This is a genomic window from Bacillus sp. BB081, assembly GCF_008368895.1.
Classification (GTDB): domain Bacteria; phylum Bacillota; class Bacilli; order Bacillales; family Bacillaceae_G; genus Bacillus_A; species Bacillus_A wiedmannii.
Window position 1 is genome coordinate 136823 of the sequence record NZ_QOZX01000005.1, and the last position, 19275, is coordinate 156097.

At 34.4% G+C, this 19275-nt stretch carries 22 protein-coding genes and 4 pseudogenes; 23 read left to right on the forward strand and 3 right to left on the reverse strand.

Annotation, left to right across the window (positions count from 1 at the left end; genetic code table 11):
* The first annotated feature begins 164 nt into the window (after nt 1-164).
* The 6 genes from DN394_RS03680 (at nt 165) to DN394_RS03705 (ending at nt 4904) form a co-directional block, all read left to right on the forward strand.
* On the forward strand, nt 165-953 hold the full coding sequence (locus DN394_RS03680; RefSeq protein ID WP_000454176.1) for an enoyl-CoA hydratase: 789 nt from the start codon (nt 165-167) through the stop codon (nt 951-953).
* Nucleotides 954-1066: 113 nt separating this feature from the next.
* Nucleotides 1067-1384: a hypothetical protein gene (locus tag DN394_RS03685; RefSeq protein ID WP_000720146.1), complete on the forward strand. Its 318-nt coding sequence runs from the start codon at nt 1067-1069 to the stop codon at nt 1382-1384.
* Nucleotides 1385-1401: 17 nt separating this feature from the next.
* Entirely contained in the window at nt 1402-1728 is a 327-nt protein-coding gene (locus DN394_RS03690) for a nucleoside triphosphate pyrophosphohydrolase (protein WP_001277353.1), read from the forward strand.
* Between the two features lie 149 nt (nt 1729-1877).
* Complete coding sequence (locus tag DN394_RS03695; protein ID WP_149293618.1) at nt 1878-2927, forward strand: M42 family metallopeptidase; 1050 nt, start codon at nt 1878-1880, stop codon at nt 2925-2927.
* A gap of 69 nt (nt 2928-2996) precedes the next feature.
* A complete protein-coding gene (locus DN394_RS03700) occupies nt 2997-3710 on the forward strand; it encodes a hypothetical protein (protein WP_000735154.1) in 714 nt (237 codons plus the stop codon).
* Nucleotides 3711-3950: 240 nt separating this feature from the next.
* Nucleotides 3951-4904 carry a TRM11 family SAM-dependent methyltransferase gene (locus DN394_RS03705; protein ID WP_000065005.1) on the forward strand — a complete coding sequence of 318 codons (954 nt, stop codon included), beginning with the start codon at nt 3951-3953 and terminating at the stop codon, nt 4902-4904.
* 182 nt (nt 4905-5086) lie between these two features.
* Here the strand turns inward: DN394_RS03705 and DN394_RS03710 are convergent, their stop codons facing one another.
* Nucleotides 5087-5233: a YflJ family protein gene (locus DN394_RS03710; protein ID WP_000291377.1), complete on the reverse strand. Its 147-nt coding sequence runs from the start codon at nt 5231-5233 to the stop codon at nt 5087-5089.
* Between the two features lie 185 nt (nt 5234-5418).
* On the opposite strand from DN394_RS03710, the gene DN394_RS03715 reads away from it, so the two are divergent.
* From DN394_RS03715 to cdiI, 5 genes and pseudogenes are all read left to right on the forward strand, one after another.
* Nucleotides 5419-5880 (forward strand): VOC family protein, encoded by a 462-nt coding sequence (locus DN394_RS03715; RefSeq protein ID WP_000483913.1) that lies wholly within the window; start codon nt 5419-5421, stop codon nt 5878-5880.
* 186 nt (nt 5881-6066) lie between these two features.
* Nucleotides 6067-7119, forward strand: coding sequence for a proline racemase family protein (locus DN394_RS03720; protein WP_149293619.1), 1053 nt, complete (start codon nt 6067-6069; stop codon nt 7117-7119).
* A gap of 19 nt (nt 7120-7138) precedes the next feature.
* Nucleotides 7139-8116, forward strand: coding sequence for an ornithine cyclodeaminase family protein (locus DN394_RS03725; protein ID WP_149293620.1), 978 nt, complete (start codon nt 7139-7141; stop codon nt 8114-8116).
* 47 nt (nt 8117-8163) lie between these two features.
* Nucleotides 8164-9291: pseudogene (locus DN394_RS29755) on the forward strand (CdiA family toxin C-terminal domain-containing protein); the annotation flags it as partial.
* Between the two features lie 27 nt (nt 9292-9318).
* Nucleotides 9319-9699 (forward strand): ribonuclease toxin immunity protein CdiI, encoded by a 381-nt coding sequence (cdiI, locus tag DN394_RS03735; RefSeq protein ID WP_149293621.1) that lies wholly within the window; start codon nt 9319-9321, stop codon nt 9697-9699.
* A gap of 201 nt (nt 9700-9900) precedes the next feature.
* On the opposite strand, the pseudogene DN394_RS03740 reads toward cdiI, so the two are convergent.
* Nucleotides 9901-10209, reverse strand: a pseudogene (locus DN394_RS03740) (tyrosine-type recombinase/integrase); the annotation flags it as partial.
* 25 nt (nt 10210-10234) lie between these two features.
* Here DN394_RS03740 and DN394_RS03745 point away from each other — a divergent pair.
* The 11 genes and pseudogenes from DN394_RS03745 to DN394_RS03800 all read left to right on the forward strand — a co-directional run bounded on the left by DN394_RS03745 (nt 10235) and on the right by DN394_RS03800 (nt 16796).
* Entirely contained in the window at nt 10235-10594 is a 360-nt protein-coding gene (locus tag DN394_RS03745; RefSeq protein WP_088121407.1) for an AHH domain-containing protein, read from the forward strand.
* Between the two features lie 34 nt (nt 10595-10628).
* Nucleotides 10629-11198, forward strand: coding sequence for an imm11 family protein (locus DN394_RS03750; protein ID WP_149293622.1), 570 nt, complete (start codon nt 10629-10631; stop codon nt 11196-11198).
* Between the two features lie 155 nt (nt 11199-11353).
* Nucleotides 11354-11806 carry a YrhA family protein gene (locus DN394_RS03760; protein ID WP_088121409.1) on the forward strand — a complete coding sequence of 151 codons (453 nt, stop codon included), beginning with the start codon at nt 11354-11356 and terminating at the stop codon, nt 11804-11806.
* Between the two features lie 18 nt (nt 11807-11824).
* Nucleotides 11825-12283 carry an SMI1/KNR4 family protein gene (locus DN394_RS03765; RefSeq protein WP_088121410.1) on the forward strand — a complete coding sequence of 153 codons (459 nt, stop codon included), beginning with the start codon at nt 11825-11827 and terminating at the stop codon, nt 12281-12283.
* A 468-nt stretch (nt 12284-12751) separates the two neighbouring features.
* Nucleotides 12752-13420, forward strand: coding sequence for a hypothetical protein (locus tag DN394_RS03770; protein WP_149293623.1), 669 nt, complete (start codon nt 12752-12754; stop codon nt 13418-13420).
* A gap of 13 nt (nt 13421-13433) precedes the next feature.
* A pseudogene (locus DN394_RS03775) lies at nt 13434-13526 on the forward strand (DUF4176 domain-containing protein); the annotation flags it as partial.
* Nucleotides 13527-13537: 11 nt separating this feature from the next.
* Nucleotides 13538-13729: a hypothetical protein gene (locus DN394_RS03780; RefSeq protein ID WP_149293624.1), complete on the forward strand. Its 192-nt coding sequence runs from the start codon at nt 13538-13540 to the stop codon at nt 13727-13729.
* A 109-nt stretch (nt 13730-13838) separates the two neighbouring features.
* A pseudogene (locus tag DN394_RS29295) lies at nt 13839-13979 on the forward strand (hypothetical protein); the annotation flags it as partial.
* A 29-nt stretch (nt 13980-14008) separates the two neighbouring features.
* Nucleotides 14009-14530: a SecY-interacting protein Syd gene (locus DN394_RS03785; RefSeq protein WP_149293625.1), complete on the forward strand. Its 522-nt coding sequence runs from the start codon at nt 14009-14011 to the stop codon at nt 14528-14530.
* A 532-nt stretch (nt 14531-15062) separates the two neighbouring features.
* Nucleotides 15063-15734, forward strand: a complete 672-nt coding sequence (locus DN394_RS03795) for a hypothetical protein (RefSeq protein ID WP_149293627.1) — start codon at nt 15063-15065, stop codon at nt 15732-15734.
* Between the two features lie 411 nt (nt 15735-16145).
* Entirely contained in the window at nt 16146-16796 is a 651-nt protein-coding gene (locus tag DN394_RS03800; protein WP_075313652.1) for a Yip1 family protein, read from the forward strand.
* 257 nt (nt 16797-17053) lie between these two features.
* Here the strand turns inward: DN394_RS03800 and DN394_RS03805 are convergent, their stop codons facing one another.
* Nucleotides 17054-17392, reverse strand: coding sequence for a hypothetical protein (locus DN394_RS03805; protein WP_149293628.1), 339 nt, complete (start codon nt 17390-17392; stop codon nt 17054-17056).
* Nucleotides 17393-17677: 285 nt separating this feature from the next.
* Between DN394_RS03805 and DN394_RS03810 the strand changes: the two genes are divergently transcribed.
* On the forward strand, nt 17678-19264 hold the full coding sequence (locus DN394_RS03810) for an ABC transporter substrate-binding protein (RefSeq protein WP_149293629.1): 1587 nt from the start codon (nt 17678-17680) through the stop codon (nt 19262-19264).
* Nucleotides 19265-19275: the final 11 nt, after the last annotated feature.

The window sequence follows — 19275 nt, forward strand, 5'->3', positions numbered from 1 at the left end:
GACTTTAATTGCTATATTTTTTAACGGAATTGTATGTTTTATACGAGGCTATATACAAATTACGAGATTATTAGACAGAAAATTAAGAAAAAAAGAAGGGTTTTTCACCTGCTTTCTATAATTATATAAGTATAATCTTTATGTAGAAAAGAGGGGTATATATAATGGAAGTAACAAGTAAAACAGAATCTGTCATTGTGAAATATGAAGGGCACGTTGCAACGGTTATGGTCAATCGCCCAGAGGTGTTAAATGCATTAGATGAACCAACGTTAAAAGAGCTATTACAAAAACTGAAAGAAGTTGCGGAGAGTTCAGCGCATATTGTGGTGCTATGCGGGAACGGCCGCGGTTTTTCTGCGGGTGGAGATATTAAATCGATGCTTTCAAGTAATGATGAAAGCAAGTTTGATGGTATTATGAATACTATTTCTGAAGTTGTTGTAACTTTATATACGATGCCGAAGCTTGTGATTAGTGCGATTCATGGACCGACTGCTGGTCTTGGGTTAAGTATTGCGTTAACAGCTGACTATGTGATGGCAGATATATCATCCGTTATTGCGATGAACTTTATTGGAATCGCTTTAATTCCAGATGGTGGCGGCCATTTCTTCCTTCAAAAGCGCGTCGGTGAAAATATGACGAAGCAAATTATTTGGGAAGGAAAGAAATTATCAGCAACAGAAGCGCTTGATATCGGTTTAATTGATGAAGTAATCGGTGAGGATTTCCAAACGGCTGTGAAGCAAAAAATTAGTGAATGGTCACAAAAGCCGATTAAAGCGATGATTCAAACGAAGCAAATTTTATGTGAAGTAAATCGTTCTAATTTAGAACAAACATTGCAACTTGAAAAGCGCGGCCAATATGCGATGAGACAAACAGCGGATCATAAAGAAGGCATTGCTGCATTTTTAGAAAAACGTTTGCCTGCATTTAAAGGGGAATAAAGTGAAATTTGAATTAATGGTAGTTTTACTGCCGGTTAATTTAAGGTAAAGGGGAGAAAGTGCTAACACATTTTAGTATAATTGTGTTAGCACTTTTTTTTAAGGAGTAATGTATGAAGAAAATTATTGGTGTTATCGGCATGATTGTAATAGCATATTATGCTTTGCATAGTACACCATCTATGGCTGTGCGAACTGCGTTGTTTTTTGAAGGACATCCAAGCGTTGCGTTTTCTGGCGAAGTGACGAAAGAAAAAGATGTGAAAAAAGAAGCAATTCCAGCTGAGTACCAAACTTTATATAGTAAGGAAGAAGAATCAGAACACTATTTCTTTCCGCACGTAAGGGCACATGGGTCAGGAATTGATATGCTTAGTGCGTGCGTGAAGAAAAAATGGTTTTTCTATAAAGCAGAGCTCGGATGTTATTAGACATAGGAGGATGAATGATGTCAGCATATAACAAGTTAGTAAGAGATCGTGTTCCAGAGAAGATTTTAATGTCTGGAAAAACATATACAGCACAAAAATTAACAGGACAAGCATACATACAAGCTTTAGCGAAAATTGGAACGGAAGAAATTCGTGAATTTGCTTCTATGAAAGAGCGTGAACATGCGCTAGATTCTCTTGCGGATGCACTGGAAGTAATCATTTCATTAGCGCGTGCAGAAGGTGCAACAATTGAAGATGTAGAGCGTCTACGAAAGCAAAAAGAAATAGAGCGCGGTGGATTTGAAAGAGGCATTTATTTATTAGATGTGTCAGAAGAATAGTTTGATAGAAAGCATAGTGTTTATGAATAACGCTATGTTTTTTTGTTAAAGTGAATTTTAATACAATTTAGAAAATTGAGCTATATGAGTAGAGGATTTATAGTAAATTCGGTATACTGAATAGTAGAGAAAATGAGGAGGAAACGACAATGGCACATCATACGAAAGAAACGATGGAACTTATTAAGGAGCTTGTCTCTATTCCGAGTCCGTCTGGAAATACAGAGAAAATCATTCGTTTTATTGAAAATTATGTAAGTGAGTGGAACGTAGAAACGAAGCGTAACAATAAAGGCGCTCTTATTTTAACGGTAAAAGGGAAAAATGATGTACAGCACCGTTTATTAACGGCACACGTTGATACGTTAGGGGCGATGGTGAAAGAAATTAAGCCTGACGGTCGTCTAAGTCTTTCTATGATTGGCGGATTTCGCTGGAACTCTGTAGAGGGGGAATATTGCGAAATTGAAACATCAAGCGGTAAGACTTATACAGGAACGATTTTAATGCATCAAACATCTGTGCATGTATATAAAGATGCAGGTGAAGCGAAACGCGACGAGAAAAATATTGAGGTTCGTATTGATGAGCGTGTCTTTTCAGCTGATGAAGTACGTGAATTAGGAATTGAAGTAGGAGACTTCGTTTCATTCGATCCGCGCGTTCAAATTACAGAGAGTGGATACATAAAATCACGTCATTTAGATGACAAAGTAAGTGTTGCGATTTTATTAAAATTAATTAAGAGATTACAAGACGAAAACGTAACATTACCATATACAACGCATTTCTTAATTTCTAATAATGAAGAGATTGGATACGGTGGTAACTCTAACATTCCAGAAGAAACGGTTGAGTATTTAGCGGTTGATATGGGAGCGTTAGGTGATGGTCAAGCATCTGACGAATATACAGTATCTATTTGTGCAAAAGACTCTAGCGGTCCGTATCATTATGCACTGCGTAAACATTTAGTAGAGCTTGCGAAAACGAACAATATTGAATATAAAGTAGATATTTATCCTTACTATGGATCGGATGCATCAGCTGCGATTCACGCTGGATTTGATGTGAAACATGCATTAATTGGAGCGGGTATTGATTCTTCTCATGCATTTGAGCGTACACATGAAAGTTCGATTGCACATACAGAAGCGTTAGTATATGCATATGTAATGTCTCATTTAATTGAAGAATAATTTCATAGAAAATAGAGAGGGCTGATTAAAAATATTATTTTTAATCAGCTTTTCATTTAGGGGGGCAAGATGAAGAAATTATTGATGGGTAGTATCGTCGTAAGTTTAGCGTTAAGTGGATGTGCTCAAGAAGGTTCAGATGAAAAAGTAGTGACGAAGGTAGAGGATACCGAGGGGAATAAAAAAGAGAGTAGAAAAATACAAGGATCACAAATAAATCCACAAGTGCAAAGTCGCTACACTGTTTCAATGAATTCTACTGAGGGAGAAGCGTATACTTTGCATGTTTTTTCGAATAATGAACAACATGAAACGCAAAAAGAGCCTTGGGTTGGTGCACAAGAAGGGGATCAAATATATAAAGGTGAATATCAGCTTGCCTTACAATCTACAAGCGCGACATTATATTTGCAAGAGGCGAAAATTGGAGAGTTTGTATTTAATACGTCTAGAAAAAATGGATTTGTAAGTAAAGGTACACCAGATTTTTTCGTAGCACTGCAACGTGAGTCTTCTAATTTTTCAACAGCGAAAGCTTTTTACATTCATAAAGGGAAAGTGCTCGAAGTGAAAATTAATGAAGATGATTTTGGTATTGCAGGAACTTGTTTTAAAGCTTTAGATAAAGGGAAGTTTCTTATTGGGAATTATGATAATGGAGAAGGAATGTGGTATTTTTCAACTTTCCAAACCGATCTTGAAACGGGAAAAGCGAAACGGGTTGATCAGAAAAAACTTCCTTTAGAGGAAGGGAATGTATACGTTAAGGACAATTTCAAATGATACATTAGGAGAAGCAACTGATGGTGGTATGCTAGATTACTAGGAAGAACAAGTTCAGAATGTAACTTCTTTCTGTTAATAAAAATAAAGAGATTGCCAATAGGCAGTCTCTTTTATTTGTGAAAGGATTTAGAAAGGTTTCTCTTTATTTCCGGCATGTGATATCATTTAATTTTACGTAAAAAGATATTCGAATAATTGTAATCATAATAATTTTAAACGATAAAGGATGATAATAGATTGAGTAATCATAGTACAACACCTGCATGTATATATACGTATGCATTTCGTGAGGAGGAGCGTGCTTTATGTTATTTGGAAATGCGCTCGTTCTTTGGAATGGAGTCTCACGTTAATATTTTGAAAAGTGATGTCAAAATTGACCCGAGTAGAAGTGCATTTATTAAAGAGCGCGTTGAGGTTATGTATGAAGGAGACGACTTAGAAAGTATTTTAAAACAAGTGGAACAAATTGATTTGGCGGGAGCGTCGTTTAAAGTTATCTTCGTTAAAATCAATGACCTGGTTGGAGAAAATAAAATTGAATATGGGGAAAGACGTCTCATTGAACGAGACCTCGGCATGCATATTGAAGGAGAAGCGGATGTCCGTAATCCAGAGCGTGTATTCGGGATTGTTCCTCTTGGAGGACGCTGGTACTTCGGACATTATGTAGAAAGTGAACCAGTTTGGTATCATCACATAAAAAAACCGCATAGTTATTCGACATCTCTTAGCACACGTGTTGCGAGATCGGTTGCAAATATCGCTGTACCAAATCCAGAGGGAGTACGAGCAATTGACCCGTGCTGTGGTATTGGAACAGTAGTAGTAGAAGCACTTTCTATGGGGATTAACATCGTTGGTAGAGATATAAACCCACTTGTAGTTCTTGGAACGAGAAAAAACATTGCACATTTCGGGTTTGAAGGAACAGTAACAAAAGGTCCAATCGAGGAAATTACTGAGAACTACGATGTTGCAATTATCGATATGCCGTACGACTTATTTACGCATGCAACACCAGAAGACCAGTTCTCTATTCTTTCAAGTGCGCGCCGCATCGCTAAAAAGGTAGTCGTTGTAACGATGGAAACAATGGACGACATGATCCATGAAGCAGGATTTGAAATTACAGATCGCTGTGTTACAAGAAAAGGATCATTTACTAGACAAATTCTTGTTTGTGAATAAGAAAGGAAGGTCACCCGTTTGGGTGACCTTTTTTGTTTGATATTGATGTGTGATTGGTTGGTAGTTTAGATAGATGAATTAGCGAAATTTGTCGGTAAGTCGATATTCCATGGCGAATCGTCGATAAATTTAAAAAATCGCTGATATATTCCGAGAATCGTAGATATCGTTACATTAGTATATTACTGTTCTTTTAATTTCTCTTGTTGTACAAGTAATAAATTGCGTAAAACGTGTCCGCGGTAACTTTCTAGTTTTCGTCCTTCATGATAGCGCACACCTAATTTTTTTAATTCAGCTACGTACCAGCCTTTTGTTCCGTAGTACATTAGATCACTTCCTTTTTGCTTTTGAACAGTATATGTGGAGGGGGGAGAGAATTTTCTTTTTTATTCAGCATTAGTGCTACAAATTTGAAAAACATGTAAGAAGAATATGATATCACTTCTATTTTTAGTTTATAAAAATAGGCTTCATAGTAAGAATTTCTAAAAATATAAAGGGGGAATATGCTTTGTTTCCAGGTACTTTATATGAAACACATGTTAAAACAAGAAATTTAGAAGTAGCAAAAGAATTTTATACTAAACTTGGATTATTTCATGCTCGTACAATTGAAGAACGACGTGTAGCATTCTTTTGGTTTGATAAAGATAATAAGAAGGAACAAATGCTGGGCATTTGGGAGGTATCAGAAGAGGAATTCCATAAAAGTCACTTTGCATTCAAGGTTAATTATGAAGAAATCATTCATGCAAGAGAATGGCTTCTTAATAAAGGAATAAAACCAAGAGCTGCTTTCGGTCTTGAACCGTCTGAGCCTATGGTTCAGACGTGGACACCTACTGCGAATCTTTATTTTTATGATCCTGACGGTAATTCTTTAGAGTTTCTATGCTTACTTCCTGAAAAGAAAAACGTAAAACAAGATGTCATGTATTTAAGTGAGTGGGAAAAATTACCGAGTGAAATATAAATTTGATATTGGCTCAAATCCCGCAAAATAATTTAAAAAGGAACCATAACTTTGCTCAAGTAGTGACGTTATGGCTTTTTTGTTTTGTGCGGGCTAAGAGTCACTCACTGTCTACTGTATAAAAAAATAGACAGTAGTGTATGCTTTTTTTTACAATGTATACAAATTTATACCCTATGCGTTGGCATGATATTTGCAATAAAAATAGTATCAACATATAGGGGAGAGATAGAAATGAAGGTTAGTAAAGTGTACACGACAATTGATGCTCACGTAGCTGGGGAACCGCTTCGAATTATTACAGGTGGCGTGCCAGAAATAAAAGGAGAAACGCAGCTAGAAAGACGCGCATACTGTATGGAGAATTTGGACCATCTTCGCGAAGTTCTTATGTATGAACCGAGAGGACATCATGGTATGTACGGTTGTATTATTACTCCGCCTGCAAGTGCTCACGCTGATTTTGGCGTATTATTTATGCATAATGAAGGTTGGAGTACGATGTGTGGTCATGGCATTATCGCTGTTATTACAGTCGGAATTGAAACAGGTATGTTTGAAGTGACAGGTGAGAAACAAAAGTTCATTATTGATAGCCCTGCTGGGGAAGTGGTTGCGTACGCAAAATATAACGGGAGCGAAGTAGAGTCCGTATCATTTGAGAATGTCCCTTCATTTGTATACAAAAAAGACGTTCCTATTAAAATAGATAACTATGAATTTCAAGTAGATATCGCGTTTGGCGGGGCTTTTTACGCTGTTGTGGATAGTAAAGAATTCGGTTTAAAAGTGGATTTTAAAGATTTACCTGCTATTCAAACGTGGGGCGGTAAAATTAAACGCTATATTGAGAGTCAAATGGAAGTAAAGCACCCACTGGAAGAAGATTTAAAAGGAATATACGGCGTTATTTTCTCAGATGAACCGAAAGAAAAAGATGCAACTTTACGAAATGTAACAATTTTCGCTGATGGGCAAGTAGATCGTTCTCCTTGTGGCACGGGAACTTCCGCAAGAATCGCAACTCTTTTTGAAAGAGATGCTTTACAGAAGGGAGGAATTTTCGTCCACGAATGCATTACTGACGGGAAATTCGAGGGAGAAGTATTGTCGGTAACAGTGGTAGATACATATGAAGCTGTCGTTCCGAAAGTAACGGGGCATGCATTTATTACAGGGTTTCATCAGTTCGTTATAGATCCAAGAGATGATTTGAATCGGGGATTTTTGTTAGGATAAGAGGAGGAGGTGGAAAGATATGCTAGTCATAAGCGCGAACGAACAACGAAACTTAGTAAATATGAATGAAGTCATTGAATACGCGGCGCTTGCTTTAAAAGAATTTTCCGCAGAAAGAACGATTACACCAATTCGCAGCTCATTACCGTTTGCGAACGAGCAAAATACGGCATTAATTATGCCTTCAGTAGCGGAGGGACTTGAGGCACTTGGCTTAAAAGTAGTAACAGTAGTCCCCGAGAACAAAAAGATAGGAAAGAAAACGATAAACGGAATTGTGATGCTATCAGACTTTCAAACGGGAGAACCGCTCGCACTTTTAGAAGGATCCTACTTAACGATGATTCGAACAGGGGCTCTATCAGGAGTAGCGACAAAACATTTAGCTCGTCATAACGCAAAAACTTTATGCATAATCGGGACCGGTGAACAGGCGAAGGGAATTGCCGAAGCAGTATTTGCGGTAAGAGATATCGAAAAAGTCATTTTATACAATCGAACAGAAGAAAAAGCGTATGCATTTGCGCAATACATACAAGAGGAATTCAATACACCTGCTTATGTTAAAACAAATGCAAATGAAGCAATAAGCGAAGCAGACATCATTGTCACAACTACGAACGCATCCACACCAGTCTTCTCAGAAAAACTACAAAAAGGCGTCCACGTAAACGCCGTCGGCTCATTCAGACCGAACATGCAAGAATTACCATCCCACGCCATTGCTAATGCAAACAAAGTAGTAGTCGAATCAAAAGAAGCAGCACTAGAAGAAACAGGTGACCTCCAAGTTCCAGTGCAAGAAGGTCTATTTGAGGCAAGCAACATTTACGCTGAACTCGGACAAATCATAAGCGGAGAAAAAGCAGGTAGGGAGAATGATGAAGAGATTACTGTTTTTAAATCAGTTGGTTTGGCGGTGGTAGACATTATTGTTGCGAAGTATTTGTATGAGAAAGCGGTGGAGCGCGGAGTGGGGAATAGGATTGAGTTTTGAGGGAGACTGCCTTTTGGTGGTCTTTTTTTGCGTAAAATCTTGTAAAGCAAGAAAGAGTAGAGCATCTATATGAATTCAATTATACGTCCAGTAATAACTACAGCACGGCCCTTCAACTAGCATCTAGTATTGCTACTGGTCTTGCTGAAGTTCAAGGTGGAAAAGGATTTAGTCCTGCAAGTGGTACATTTAGTACGCAAGGGTTGAATATGGAGTGGACGGGTCCTATTCAAGCAATTACAGAAAGTAAAGCTCGTAAAGCACAAATTGAAAAAGCAATTGCTTTACGAGAACAAGAAGCCAATAGACCATGGTATGAAAAAACAGCTATCAGTACTTGGGAATTTATGAAAGAATTTTTTCAAGGCGCTGGCAGCGCGGCTTTCGAAAGCGTTATTGGACTAGAATCACCTGATAATGATGAATTAGAAAGCAAGTTAACTTATCAAGCGGGAAGGTTCACGGGAAATGTTATAGCAGGAGCGGCATCCATTATAGAAATTCTAGAAGGTCTTACTGTCATAGGCGGCTCTAATTTTTTAACTCTAGTCGCAACAGTAGGAACTGGTGGATTAGCAGCACCAATTGCTATTACATTTGATGCAGCTGCTACAACGGCTGGAGTTAGTCTTGTTGGACATGGTGTATTTGTTGGGCGTAATGCAATTCAAAATGGTAAGGATACTCTTCAAAAATTCCAGTCTTCTTCTAATGGATCTAGTGGTGGAGTTAAAAAAGAAGTCGATAATACCTTTAAAGCGACTCCTAAATTAGAAAATCATATTAAAAACATAGACCCCTCTGTTCCAAGAAGGAGAGGTATTGGTGGAGCACACAACAGTGAAGAGTTCTTTAAAAACGATATAAAAATAGTCAGTGAATCACCTTCAAAAATTCCAGGTGTAAAAACAGTAGAATACAATATGCCTAAGTTAAATATGGATGGCACTCCTACAGGAGAGTATGGAAATAAAGTATTCACAAAAACCATTTATGATCCTAAAATTATAAGTGATAAGGAATTTATTAACCGTGGAATTGAAGCAGCTAATGACGCTAAATTAAAAACTAGTGATGGAGTTCTTTCAAGAGAATGGACAGGTGTTGACAGTAAAGAGATAACTTGGAGAGGATACCATAAAGATGGAGAAATTTCTTCTTTTTTTCCAGAATAAATTAAAGATATACGAGGAGAGATATGTATGCAAAGAGAATTTAGATTAAAAGATGAGGATTTACTAGATTTAACTCATTTCCCTATACAAGCAGTGTTTAATATGGTAAATGATGAAAAATTTTTAAAGGTAATCAATTCAGTTTGTGAAGGAGTAGGATTTGGAGAGGAATATGGCGCATGTACTTTTCCAGGAGATTTGGATGAGTATGATATTGCCAATGGAGATTCATTTGAAGGTGTAGAATTTGCATTATACAGTGGTGATGAGGTAATAATTGATTATCAAACACTTTATCATTATTTAAAAAAAATGTGTGAGGATTATTCAAAAAAGTATCCAAACACAATTAAGAGATTAGAAGACAGTCTTAACAAATTTATTGAATTATACAATATTAATAGGTAGAGACTATTTATAACTTACCCAAAATCATTATAAAAGGGTTACCGCCACATTGCCATCAAGCTAAAATTTTATTGTACCCCCAGAACGAGATTTTGTGCTAATTGGTCACAAAAAAGCTAGTTTTTTGGTTTTTAATATTTTAATTAGAAAAAGAAGACTACTATTTGCTTTTTAATAGGTTGATATATATTTTAAAAGAAATTAAAGGAGAAATGTATCAAGGATATCATCCTTTTCTTCTTTATTGATACCAATGTATTTAAGTGTAATTTGTGGTGTGCTGTGATTCGAAATTTCTTGTAACATGGCTACATCTTTTGTTTGTTTATAGAACCAATAACCGAAGGTTTTGCGCATGGTATGAGTACCAATAGATTCTACATCGGCAAAATCTCCGGCTTTTTGCAATTGTCGATAAGCCTGGATTTTACTAATGGGTTGCTCCCCTTTTCGAGAAGGGAATAACCAGGTACTTTCTAGTGTTTGGGCATAAGAGTATACTTCATTAAAACCTGATTCGTATACAACATCTAAAATATTACGTGAAGAACTTAAGGATGCAGGGATTGAACCACCCCCATATTCTAATGCAGCACATCACCTAACACCTTGGAATGATAAAAGGGCTATTGAAGCACAAGAATTATTAAAAGAATTTGGAATACACCATGATTCTGCTGCTAATGGAGTATTTTTACCGTATAAAGTAAATGAATATGTGACTACTGAAGTGTTACATATAGGTAACCATGGTACGGATTATATGAAAGAGGTAACTAAGGTACTAAAAGAAGTTAAAGAATATGGTGGTACTCAAGCAGACGCTGTTGCAGCTTTACATGACATAAGAACACGTTTATTAGATGGCAGCTTAAAATTAAATAGCCCGAAATAATTTATGAATAGATTAAATATAAAGGAGAAGGAAAATGAAAATTTGGGAATTGAAGAGCTCATCTAATAACTATGAGTCTTTCCAACTATTAAATTATAAAAAGGATAAGAAATATTTTGAAGGAAAATTCAACTCCACTACAATTTTACTAGATTCATGGGGAGAAATATTTATTGAATGTCTAGAAGAAGGAAATCATAGTGATTTTCCTTATTTTTTTGGGGAAACTGGTGCACCAATGGTTAGTGAACAAGCGAAAAAATTATTAGAACCTTTAATAGGTGCTAACGTTGAGTTTCTTCCACTTATTAATAATACAACAGGTGAAGTATATTATGTAGTTCATGTTTTAAATGTATTAGATGCAATTGATAGTGATAAAGCAATTTTTAAAAAACTAATTACAGGTTTAATAATAGGGTGTGAAAAATTTGCATTTACTCCTAATGTTATTCAAAATGAAGTGATTTTTAAAGTATATGTAAATAAAAGGATTCATCCTACTGCTGTTTTTGTGTCTGACGAATTTAGAAATGTAGTTTTAGAGAGTGATTTAGAAGGTTTTGAATTTGTAGAGGTATGGGATTCAGAGGCAAATATGTAAAAGAAAGTCCTAAAATAACTGATAGAAGTTGAAGCAATGGTTTACATTAACTAGACACTTACAAGATGGAGATAGTGCAGATATAACTTGGTCTATACCCAAATATAATGCCTATCCTAAAGGAGAATAAATACTCTTAGAAAGAAGTTTTTTATATGTGGAAAAATTTGATTTTAGAAATTGAAAAAATAGAGAAAAGTTTTAATGATAAACTGAATACACCAGCAACAGATAGTGAAGTTCAGAAATTAAGAGAACGCATGAAAAAGAGTTTTAATGTTGACCTACCGAGTGAATATGAGGAGTTTCTTAAAACTGTAAATGGATTAGATTTTAACGGGCTAGTACTTTATGGAGTTGACTCTTATTTGTTAGATACAGAAAGGGACGAATCAATTTGCGGGCTTATAGAAACCAAGGAGATTTGGTATGAAAATGAATTTCAAAAAGAGTATCTTTTCTTTGGCGATTCAAATATTGCGTGGTTTTGTAAAAGCTTATCAGACGGTACTTATTTAGAACTTGATAAACCATCAGGTACGGTAATGAACACATATAATGATTTTAATACAATGCTTGAGGAAGCGTTAAAAATAACCCTTCTTTAATAGGAGGTAGTAAAAATTATGTTTAATTTTTTGAAAGAATATGTTGTAGCAGACAGAAGTGTCCGTTCTAAACAAAAAACTATTTTCTATCCTATATATCAAGATGAGATAGATGAGGCAGAAAGTTTATTACAAATGGAACTCCCAAAAGAACTGAAACGCTTTTATCAAGAAATAGGTTGTGGGTTTTTAAAGTCTGATAAAAGAACGTTTTTCAACAGATTTATGGACCCGATTTCAGTTGCAGATTTCCGTTTAAGGCAAGATATTTATGAATATAATCCAAACCTAGATGATGTAGATGATGATGAATCATTAGTGTTTTTTGAAGTAACAGAACTTAATTTTTTAACCATTAAATTTAAAGAGGGAAATGAATTAGGTCAATGTCCTATTTACTCTGAGGATGAGAAAATAGCGGATTCTTTAGAAGAATTTTTAATTAAAATGGATGAAAATCCTGACTATTATATTTAATCTTTTTAAGACTTGTTTTAAGGTGTAGCATTTGAAAAATATCTAATCATGAGTAAAAAGGCTTATGTATAACGTGCATAAGCTTTTTTAATGACATGTTAGATTGTATATTCCGTTCTTAATATATTTAAAGGATGATTGGGTATTAAGATTAATTAATGGAATGAAAGATTTGGATTAAATGCACCTATTATTAAATTCGGGAATAATATCTCTAACGCTGAAAAAATATTTGATTCAAGGATTATTTTCGGTATTTTAGAAATAATCAAAATATGAAAAAGTAGAATGTTTCATGATTAGAATTGATTATATGCTAATATTCAATAGAAAGATTAGATGTTTGAAAATTCATAATAAAATCTTATAATATGTTTAGTGAAATTAACCAATTCATATTTTACTCATTATGTATTAAAGGGGAAATGAAAAAAGCTTGGTCAACGGTAGCGGGGTGGTTTAATTAACATGAAAAGGAATACAGATTTTAATAAAAAAGCTTTTGAATATTATATGGCTCTTTATGCTGTAAATGATATAAGATCAACTATAATTACTCTTGTCATTGGGATAGCAGATATATTTGTGCTTTTGCCTGCTTTTGCGAATCCTGTTCAACCGATATATATGTACATAATAGTTCCACCAGTTGCTTTTTTAAATGTATGGGCAATATGGATTGTTATAAATCCTAGGAAACGGCAATTACAATACACTCTATTTCGTGGGGGATTTGGCATCGTATGTTCAGTAGGATTATTAGTTATAACCCAAAAGTTTGCATATGGAATGTTAGGATTACAAACTCCCATCTATTTTGTTTTTTCAGTTGGTTTGTATATTTTTGCTTTGAATCATTATTATAAAAATCATATTAAAAAACTTCAGGGACCAATCAAAAAATCAAAGTCATCGAAAAAAAACTCTGGTTTCGGAGTATTGGCTTTTATAGGATTGGGTCAACTCGTTGCTAATATCAGTCTTGGTTTTGCAACACAAAAGATGGTAGCAATTGTATTAATGTGTGTATACTCCATGCTTTCGTTTATGTTGTTTCATTTCATTATGGAACTCCATAGGTATTATTATTTAAGGAAGCATATAGAAGATGGGGGTAGAACACATGAAACCTTTTAAAGAGGTTTATTGAATTTTAAGTATTGTGATCTATGGAAGGAAACAAAAACTTATGGTTAAAGAACCTGTGATGTATGACTATATTGGCTGTTTTTATCCAGAAGGAGGAAAGCTGATATGCAAGCATTTAAAGTTGGAAAATTAGTCACATTCGTTGCAATTATAATACTTCTTGTAGTTGCTATTTTATCTCCTTACAACTTATTTAAAAAGATTTATTTTATTATTGGTGTTCTTATTATTGGCGCAATTTCATTTGGTGCAAATAAATTCTTTGAACTGATACACAGTAAATTTAATAAGAAATGATATTACTTATGTGATAGGGGGATTCAAAATATGAATAAATCATTAAGGATTTAGAGGGGAATTTCCACAATATGATTTTACCGGATTACGTGGAACTAAATTAGTCCATCACCATATTGGTGGTGGTCAAGCTGTTGGTGTTCCGCTGCCACTACATCCTGGTTTTGGAGGGATTCATAACGCAGAAAAAGCGATTGGAGCATGGGGGAAAAGATGCAGGATATGTAGAAATGCTTCAGAAATTTATTGAACATCATACATTAGGCGGTAAATAAAAAAATGAAAAATGAAATGGAAAATTGTTTTGATAAAATAATTAGAGAGTGGCAAGAGTGTAATAATTCATTGCCAAAATCTTTATGGATAGAAGAAGCAGATACTTTTATCTATGAAGGAGAACCAGATATAGAGGGGTACGTATTCTGGAAACCTTTAGAAAAAAATATAATTCATGATTTTTCTGATATAGAAAAAGATTTGGGGATACAATTACATAATTCAATTAAAGAATATTATAATTCTTATTGGTTTTTAGACTTAGGAGGTAATTATTTAGGTTATGATTTTGAATTAAATCCTGTTATACCAGGAATTGAACTACATGATTTTTATGTATCTTTACAAGGATACCGAGGCGCACATGATAATCAACTGAATAATATTCCTATTGGTATGGAATTTAATGGTCTCTTGGTAGTTGTAGATAATGAAAATGGACAAGTAAAATTAGAAGATTATGAAAGCAGAAGCTTCGAAGTTATTTGTGATAGTTTAGCAGAATTAATTTTAAATCTTTCATAAGATATATTAAAAAATAAAAAGTAAAAGTTGGCTCTTATGAGTCCGCTTTTACTTTTTTAAATATATAGTTTGGATTTATTGTTAAAAATTAGATAAGGAATGTATAAAGGACATTTGAAACGTTGATAGTATTGCAAACATATGAAGTGGAAATTACTAAAATTAAGATACCTGATTATATACCTGTATTAGGTGATTATGATATAAGTGTCAAAGGTGAGATTATAATAGGTGGGTATGTTTATAGATTCCACAGGAGTTTCATTTAAGTTTGAGAAGGAAGCGAGATAATAGAATGAGAAAATTTTCAAAAATAGTTATATGTGTTGGTGCGTTAATAATGATTATACTGGGCATGATTGTACATGATACATGGAAAGATAGGATTTATTTTTCCTTAGCTGTACTTTTTGTTACCGCACTTTCTTTACTATGGAATATAGTTGCTCATAATATTATGGATAAATTTAAGGGGAAAGAGAATAAATAGCTATGAAACTTTTGCCGATTGGAACAATAGGGGGGAATTAACATGAAAAGAAGTATAGATTTTAATAAGAAAGCTTTTGCACATTATATGGCTCTTTATCCTGTAAATGAAATAAGGGTCCATGTAATTGGTCTTGTCCTTTTGGGGGCAGACGTGTTTGTTCTTTTGCCTGCTTTTGCGAATCCTTTTCGATTACTCTATGTATATATAGTAACTCCTCCAGTTATTTTTTTAAATTTGTGGGCGATATGGATTGCTATCAATCCTCGGAAACGACAATTGCAATACACTCTATTTCGAGGAGTATATGGCATCATATGTTCAGTCGGATTATTGGTTATAACTCAAAAATATGCCTATGAAGTGTTACAATTACAAACTCCCATCTATTTTATTCTTTCATTTGGTTTGTATGGTTTTGCTTTGTATCATTTTTATAAAAATCATATTGAAAAACTTCAGGAACCAAGAAAAAAATCAAAATCATCGAAAGGAACTGGTGGTGTAAAAGTAGCAGCTATTGCAGCGGGATTGGGGCAGTTAATTGCTAATATAATTCTTAGCATTGTAACACAACAGATGGGGGCAATTGTATTTATGTGTGCATGCACAGTGTTTTCGTTTGGTTTGTTTTATATGATTATAGAACTTCATAAGTATTATTATTTACGGAAGCATATAGAAGATGGAGGGAAAATACGTATAGGCTTTTAAAGAGGATTTGTTGCATTTCAAGTATATAATCGCACTCTTCTTATGGAAGCCATTCACGAGACTTATAGCAATAAAAGATGTATAAGTGGAAGATTATATTCTAGTAAAACATTTGAAGGAATGGAAATTAGGTTTGTTCTTATTAATGATAAGATTATAACTGTTTATCCAATGTATTAAAGAATGTGAGGTACTCAAAAATGAAAGTAACTACTCAGCCCATAGTTAAAAATGCAAGACAATATAGAGGTAATTGCTAAGAAGCACTCCCCCTAAATTTCAGATGAAATTAAATAATTGAATATTTATATTTAAATAATTGACTATTTATGCTTTAATATTTTTATATACTTAACTGGGATAATTAGGGATTTGTATTTGATATGTTTTAAGAAAGGGGAATGTTTTTTTATGGAAACTCCAGAAAATCAATTTAAACGTGCACTTAATCCTTGGTTCTCCATTTGGACAAAACCACGTGATACAATGAAAGAAATTTTTATATCCAAACCTAAGAATGTATTTTTACTCATTTTATTAGGCTCATTCGTACAGACTTTAGATCGAGCATCTTCTAAAAATATGGCGGATTCAATAAGTAGTCCATTTTCAATAATCTCAATGGTTATATTCGGTACCTTCGTTGCTTTCTTAATTTATTATTTTTTGCTACCAGCGTTATTTAATTGGGTGGCAAAAAAACTTGGTGGACAAGGTACCTTTGAAAAAACACGTTACTCAGTTGCCTATTCTTATATCCCTTACGTTTATTCTCTTATATTAGTTTGGGTGCCTTCATTTTTCTTGTTTGGGATAGAAAACTTTACGAGTGAGACACCGGAAATGGATAGTAGCATAACTTTAACGATTTTGTTTCTTATTTTTGCCATAATTGATATAGTTATTGGAATTTGGACAATAATTATTTCCTTAAAATGTTTAGGAGAAGCACACCAATTTTCAGCATGGAAAGCATTATTAACAATAATAGTGTCCTTTATGATTATCATTCTTCCTTTGGTAATAATAGTATTTCTTATAGTAGGGGTTACAACCCTTTAATAATTTATTTGCTTCGTATTTATCCAAACGTTTTCTACTTGGCGAAGCATATGACCTTTATGATCAAATTGATCGCCCGTTTTACGGCCTGTTTTTCTTATTATCAGTGTTAACAGGAATTTGTGAAGGCAAACTTGAAAATCAAAATATTAAACCATTAAAACCTTAGGGGATCTGAGTAGATTGTCTTTGTTTGTCCCTTATTTTCCAATTGGAGAATAAGGGACAAATTTTTATGGAGGAGTAAATGCAGCTTTTTACCATTCCCGCCATTCTTCAGTTATATCTTCTTCAGATTCTAAGCCAGCTAATCGTGCTGCTGTATCAATAAATTCATAGAGATCTTCTCTTTCCATTGTTTCGATAAAATGGTCATGTTCAATATTTAGTTCATTTATTTTAATAACTACCTCTTTAACAACTTGCATTACTTCGACTTCGGTTGGATTCTCACCTAATCGCTCTAAATGGTTAATGTAAGTGTCAAGAACTGTATTTGTTGCACTTATATTTTCTTCAGTGAAAAATTCCCCATCTTCATCATACTCAACCCATGAGGTTGTTGGTTTGTTTTTTTTCAATTCATCAAATGTCATGATAACCTCCTAAATGTGTTTTTTGTCTTTAATCCCATTCTACATTTTCGATCATATATAACAATCATTTAAGAGAACTTTTTTGTAGGCTGCTAGTTTTTTAACTTATTTTGCTCTGCGCATCAATATAGCTTATCGCAAGAATGCATGAATAGATTTCAAACTTTCCACATTTACGAAAAAGTTTGACTTTACATACGGGTAGTGGTAATTTAAAACTTATAAGAAAACTCGGGATTAATTCCGAGTTTTCTTATGGGTATAAACAGTTGAGGGGGCCGAAAGATGAAACAGAAGTTATTTGCATTACCATTTGTCCTAATACTACTTATTGCATTAGCTGCTTGTTCAGGGGAAAAAGATTCGAAGCAAGCGGGCACTAGTAAATCAGGGAATCCGAAAGATGGAGGGGCGTTAACGATTGGTGTTAGCGATAATCCAGATACGATGAATCCGCTTTATGCGAACGATCGTGTGTCATTAACGATACAGCAGGCCTTATATGCGCCGCTATATCATATGGAAGACGGTAAGAAAAAGTTTGTTCTTGCTGAGAGCTTTACGCCTTCAGAAGATCAATTAACGTGGACAGTGAAACTAAAAGATAATTTGAAATGGCATGATGGTAAGAAAATTACATCAGACGATATAGCATTTACATTCCAATCTATTTTGGATGAGAAGCAAAATAGCTCAAGTCGTGAAAACTTTATTTTTAAAGGAAAGCCGCTTGAGGTGAAAAAGGTAGATGAGTTAACAACTCAATTCGTTTTACCACAAGTAAGCGCATCTTTCGAAGGTGTGATGAATGATTTCTTCCCAATTCCGAAACATGTATTTGAAGGGGAAGCAGATTTAGCGAAAAGTAAGAAAAACTTACAGCCTGTAGGATCAGGGCCGTTTAAGTTTAAAGAATATAAATCTGATGAGTACGTTGCATTAGATCGATTTGATGATTATGTAGGTGGGAAAGCTAAATTAGACTCTATCGTATACCGCGTTGTAAAAGACCGTAATACAGCAAATGTTTCACTGCAAAATGGTCAAATCAACATGAAGATGATTGAGCCACAAGACTTTAAGAAATTAGATAGCACTGGGAACTTCTCAATGGTGACATTCCCTGAAGGTAGATTATTCTACTTATCTTATAACATGAATACAGATTTGATGAAGAAAAAAGAAGTGCGCCAAGCAATTGCGCATGCGTTAGATAAAAAAGAAATGATTAACTCAGCATTCGTTTCAGGTGAATTTGCAGAACCAGCAAATTCAATCTTAACGCCAGACGCTATGTATTATGCGAAAGATATTAAAGACTATAAGTATGATAAAAAAGAAGCGAAAGATTTATTAGCGAAAGCTGGCGTGAAAGATAAAGAAAAAGTACGTGTGATGTATGTAACGAATAATAAAATCATGGAAAGCTTAGCGCTTTATACACAACAAAAATTAAAAGAAGTTGGCTTAGAAGTTGAACTAAATGCATTAGATGCTAGTGCGGCAAGTGAAAAAGGCTTAGATAAAGAGAATAAAGAATATGACATTACATTCGGTGGTTACATAATGGGACCTGAGCCAGATTCATATAAGAGCTTATTCTTAAGTAATGCTGAATACAATTATGCACGATATAAAAACGCCGATTTCGATAAGTTATGGGAAGAAGCTGCAGTTGAAACAGATAAAACGAAACGAGCAGAGCTATATCATAAAATTCAAGAGACAGCTAGAGAAGACGTACCTTATCTACCAATTGCATATCCGAAAGCAGTTATTGCAGTAGATAAAAAGTTTGATGGATTAAAAGAAGCGAAAGCAATTCCTGTCACAATGTTTGAAGATCTATCTAAGATCTATGAAGTGAAATAAGAAACAGTAAA

Bases quoted from the DNA above. Each gene is read 5' to 3' on its own strand.
- DN394_RS03680 (WP_000454176.1), top strand. From the start codon at position 165: ATGGAAGTAACAAGTAAAACAGAATCTGTCATTGTGAAATATGAAGGG.
- DN394_RS03685 (WP_000720146.1), top strand. From the start codon at position 1,067: ATGAAGAAAATTATTGGTGTTATCGGCATGATTGTAATAGCATATTAT.
- DN394_RS03690 (WP_001277353.1), top strand. From the start codon at position 1,402: ATGTCAGCATATAACAAGTTAGTAAGAGATCGTGTTCCAGAGAAGATT.
- DN394_RS03695 (WP_149293618.1), top strand. From the start codon at position 1,878: ATGGCACATCATACGAAAGAAACGATGGAACTTATTAAGGAGCTTGTC.
- DN394_RS03700 (WP_000735154.1), top strand. From the start codon at position 2,997: ATGAAGAAATTATTGATGGGTAGTATCGTCGTAAGTTTAGCGTTAAGT.
- DN394_RS03710 (WP_000291377.1), bottom strand. From the start codon at position 5,233: ATGTACTACGGAACAAAAGGCTGGTACGTAGCTGAATTAAAAAAATTA.
- DN394_RS03720 (WP_149293619.1), top strand. From the start codon at position 6,067: ATGATATTTGCAATAAAAATAGTATCAACATATAGGGGAGAGATAGAA.
- DN394_RS03725 (WP_149293620.1), top strand. From the start codon at position 7,139: ATGCTAGTCATAAGCGCGAACGAACAACGAAACTTAGTAAATATGAAT.
- cdiI (WP_149293621.1), top strand. From the start codon at position 9,319: ATGCAAAGAGAATTTAGATTAAAAGATGAGGATTTACTAGATTTAACT.
- DN394_RS03750 (WP_149293622.1), top strand. From the start codon at position 10,629: ATGAAAATTTGGGAATTGAAGAGCTCATCTAATAACTATGAGTCTTTC.
- DN394_RS03760 (WP_088121409.1), top strand. From the start codon at position 11,354: ATGTGGAAAAATTTGATTTTAGAAATTGAAAAAATAGAGAAAAGTTTT.
- DN394_RS03765 (WP_088121410.1), top strand. From the start codon at position 11,825: ATGTTTAATTTTTTGAAAGAATATGTTGTAGCAGACAGAAGTGTCCGT.
- DN394_RS03770 (WP_149293623.1), top strand. From the start codon at position 12,752: ATGAAAAGGAATACAGATTTTAATAAAAAAGCTTTTGAATATTATATG.
- DN394_RS03780 (WP_149293624.1), top strand. From the start codon at position 13,538: ATGCAAGCATTTAAAGTTGGAAAATTAGTCACATTCGTTGCAATTATA.
- DN394_RS03785 (WP_149293625.1), top strand. From the start codon at position 14,009: ATGAAAAATGAAATGGAAAATTGTTTTGATAAAATAATTAGAGAGTGG.
- DN394_RS03795 (WP_149293627.1), top strand. From the start codon at position 15,063: ATGAAAAGAAGTATAGATTTTAATAAGAAAGCTTTTGCACATTATATG.
- DN394_RS03800 (WP_075313652.1), top strand. From the start codon at position 16,146: ATGGAAACTCCAGAAAATCAATTTAAACGTGCACTTAATCCTTGGTTC.
- DN394_RS03805 (WP_149293628.1), bottom strand. From the start codon at position 17,392: ATGACATTTGATGAATTGAAAAAAAACAAACCAACAACCTCATGGGTT.
- DN394_RS03810 (WP_149293629.1), top strand. From the start codon at position 17,678: ATGAAACAGAAGTTATTTGCATTACCATTTGTCCTAATACTACTTATT.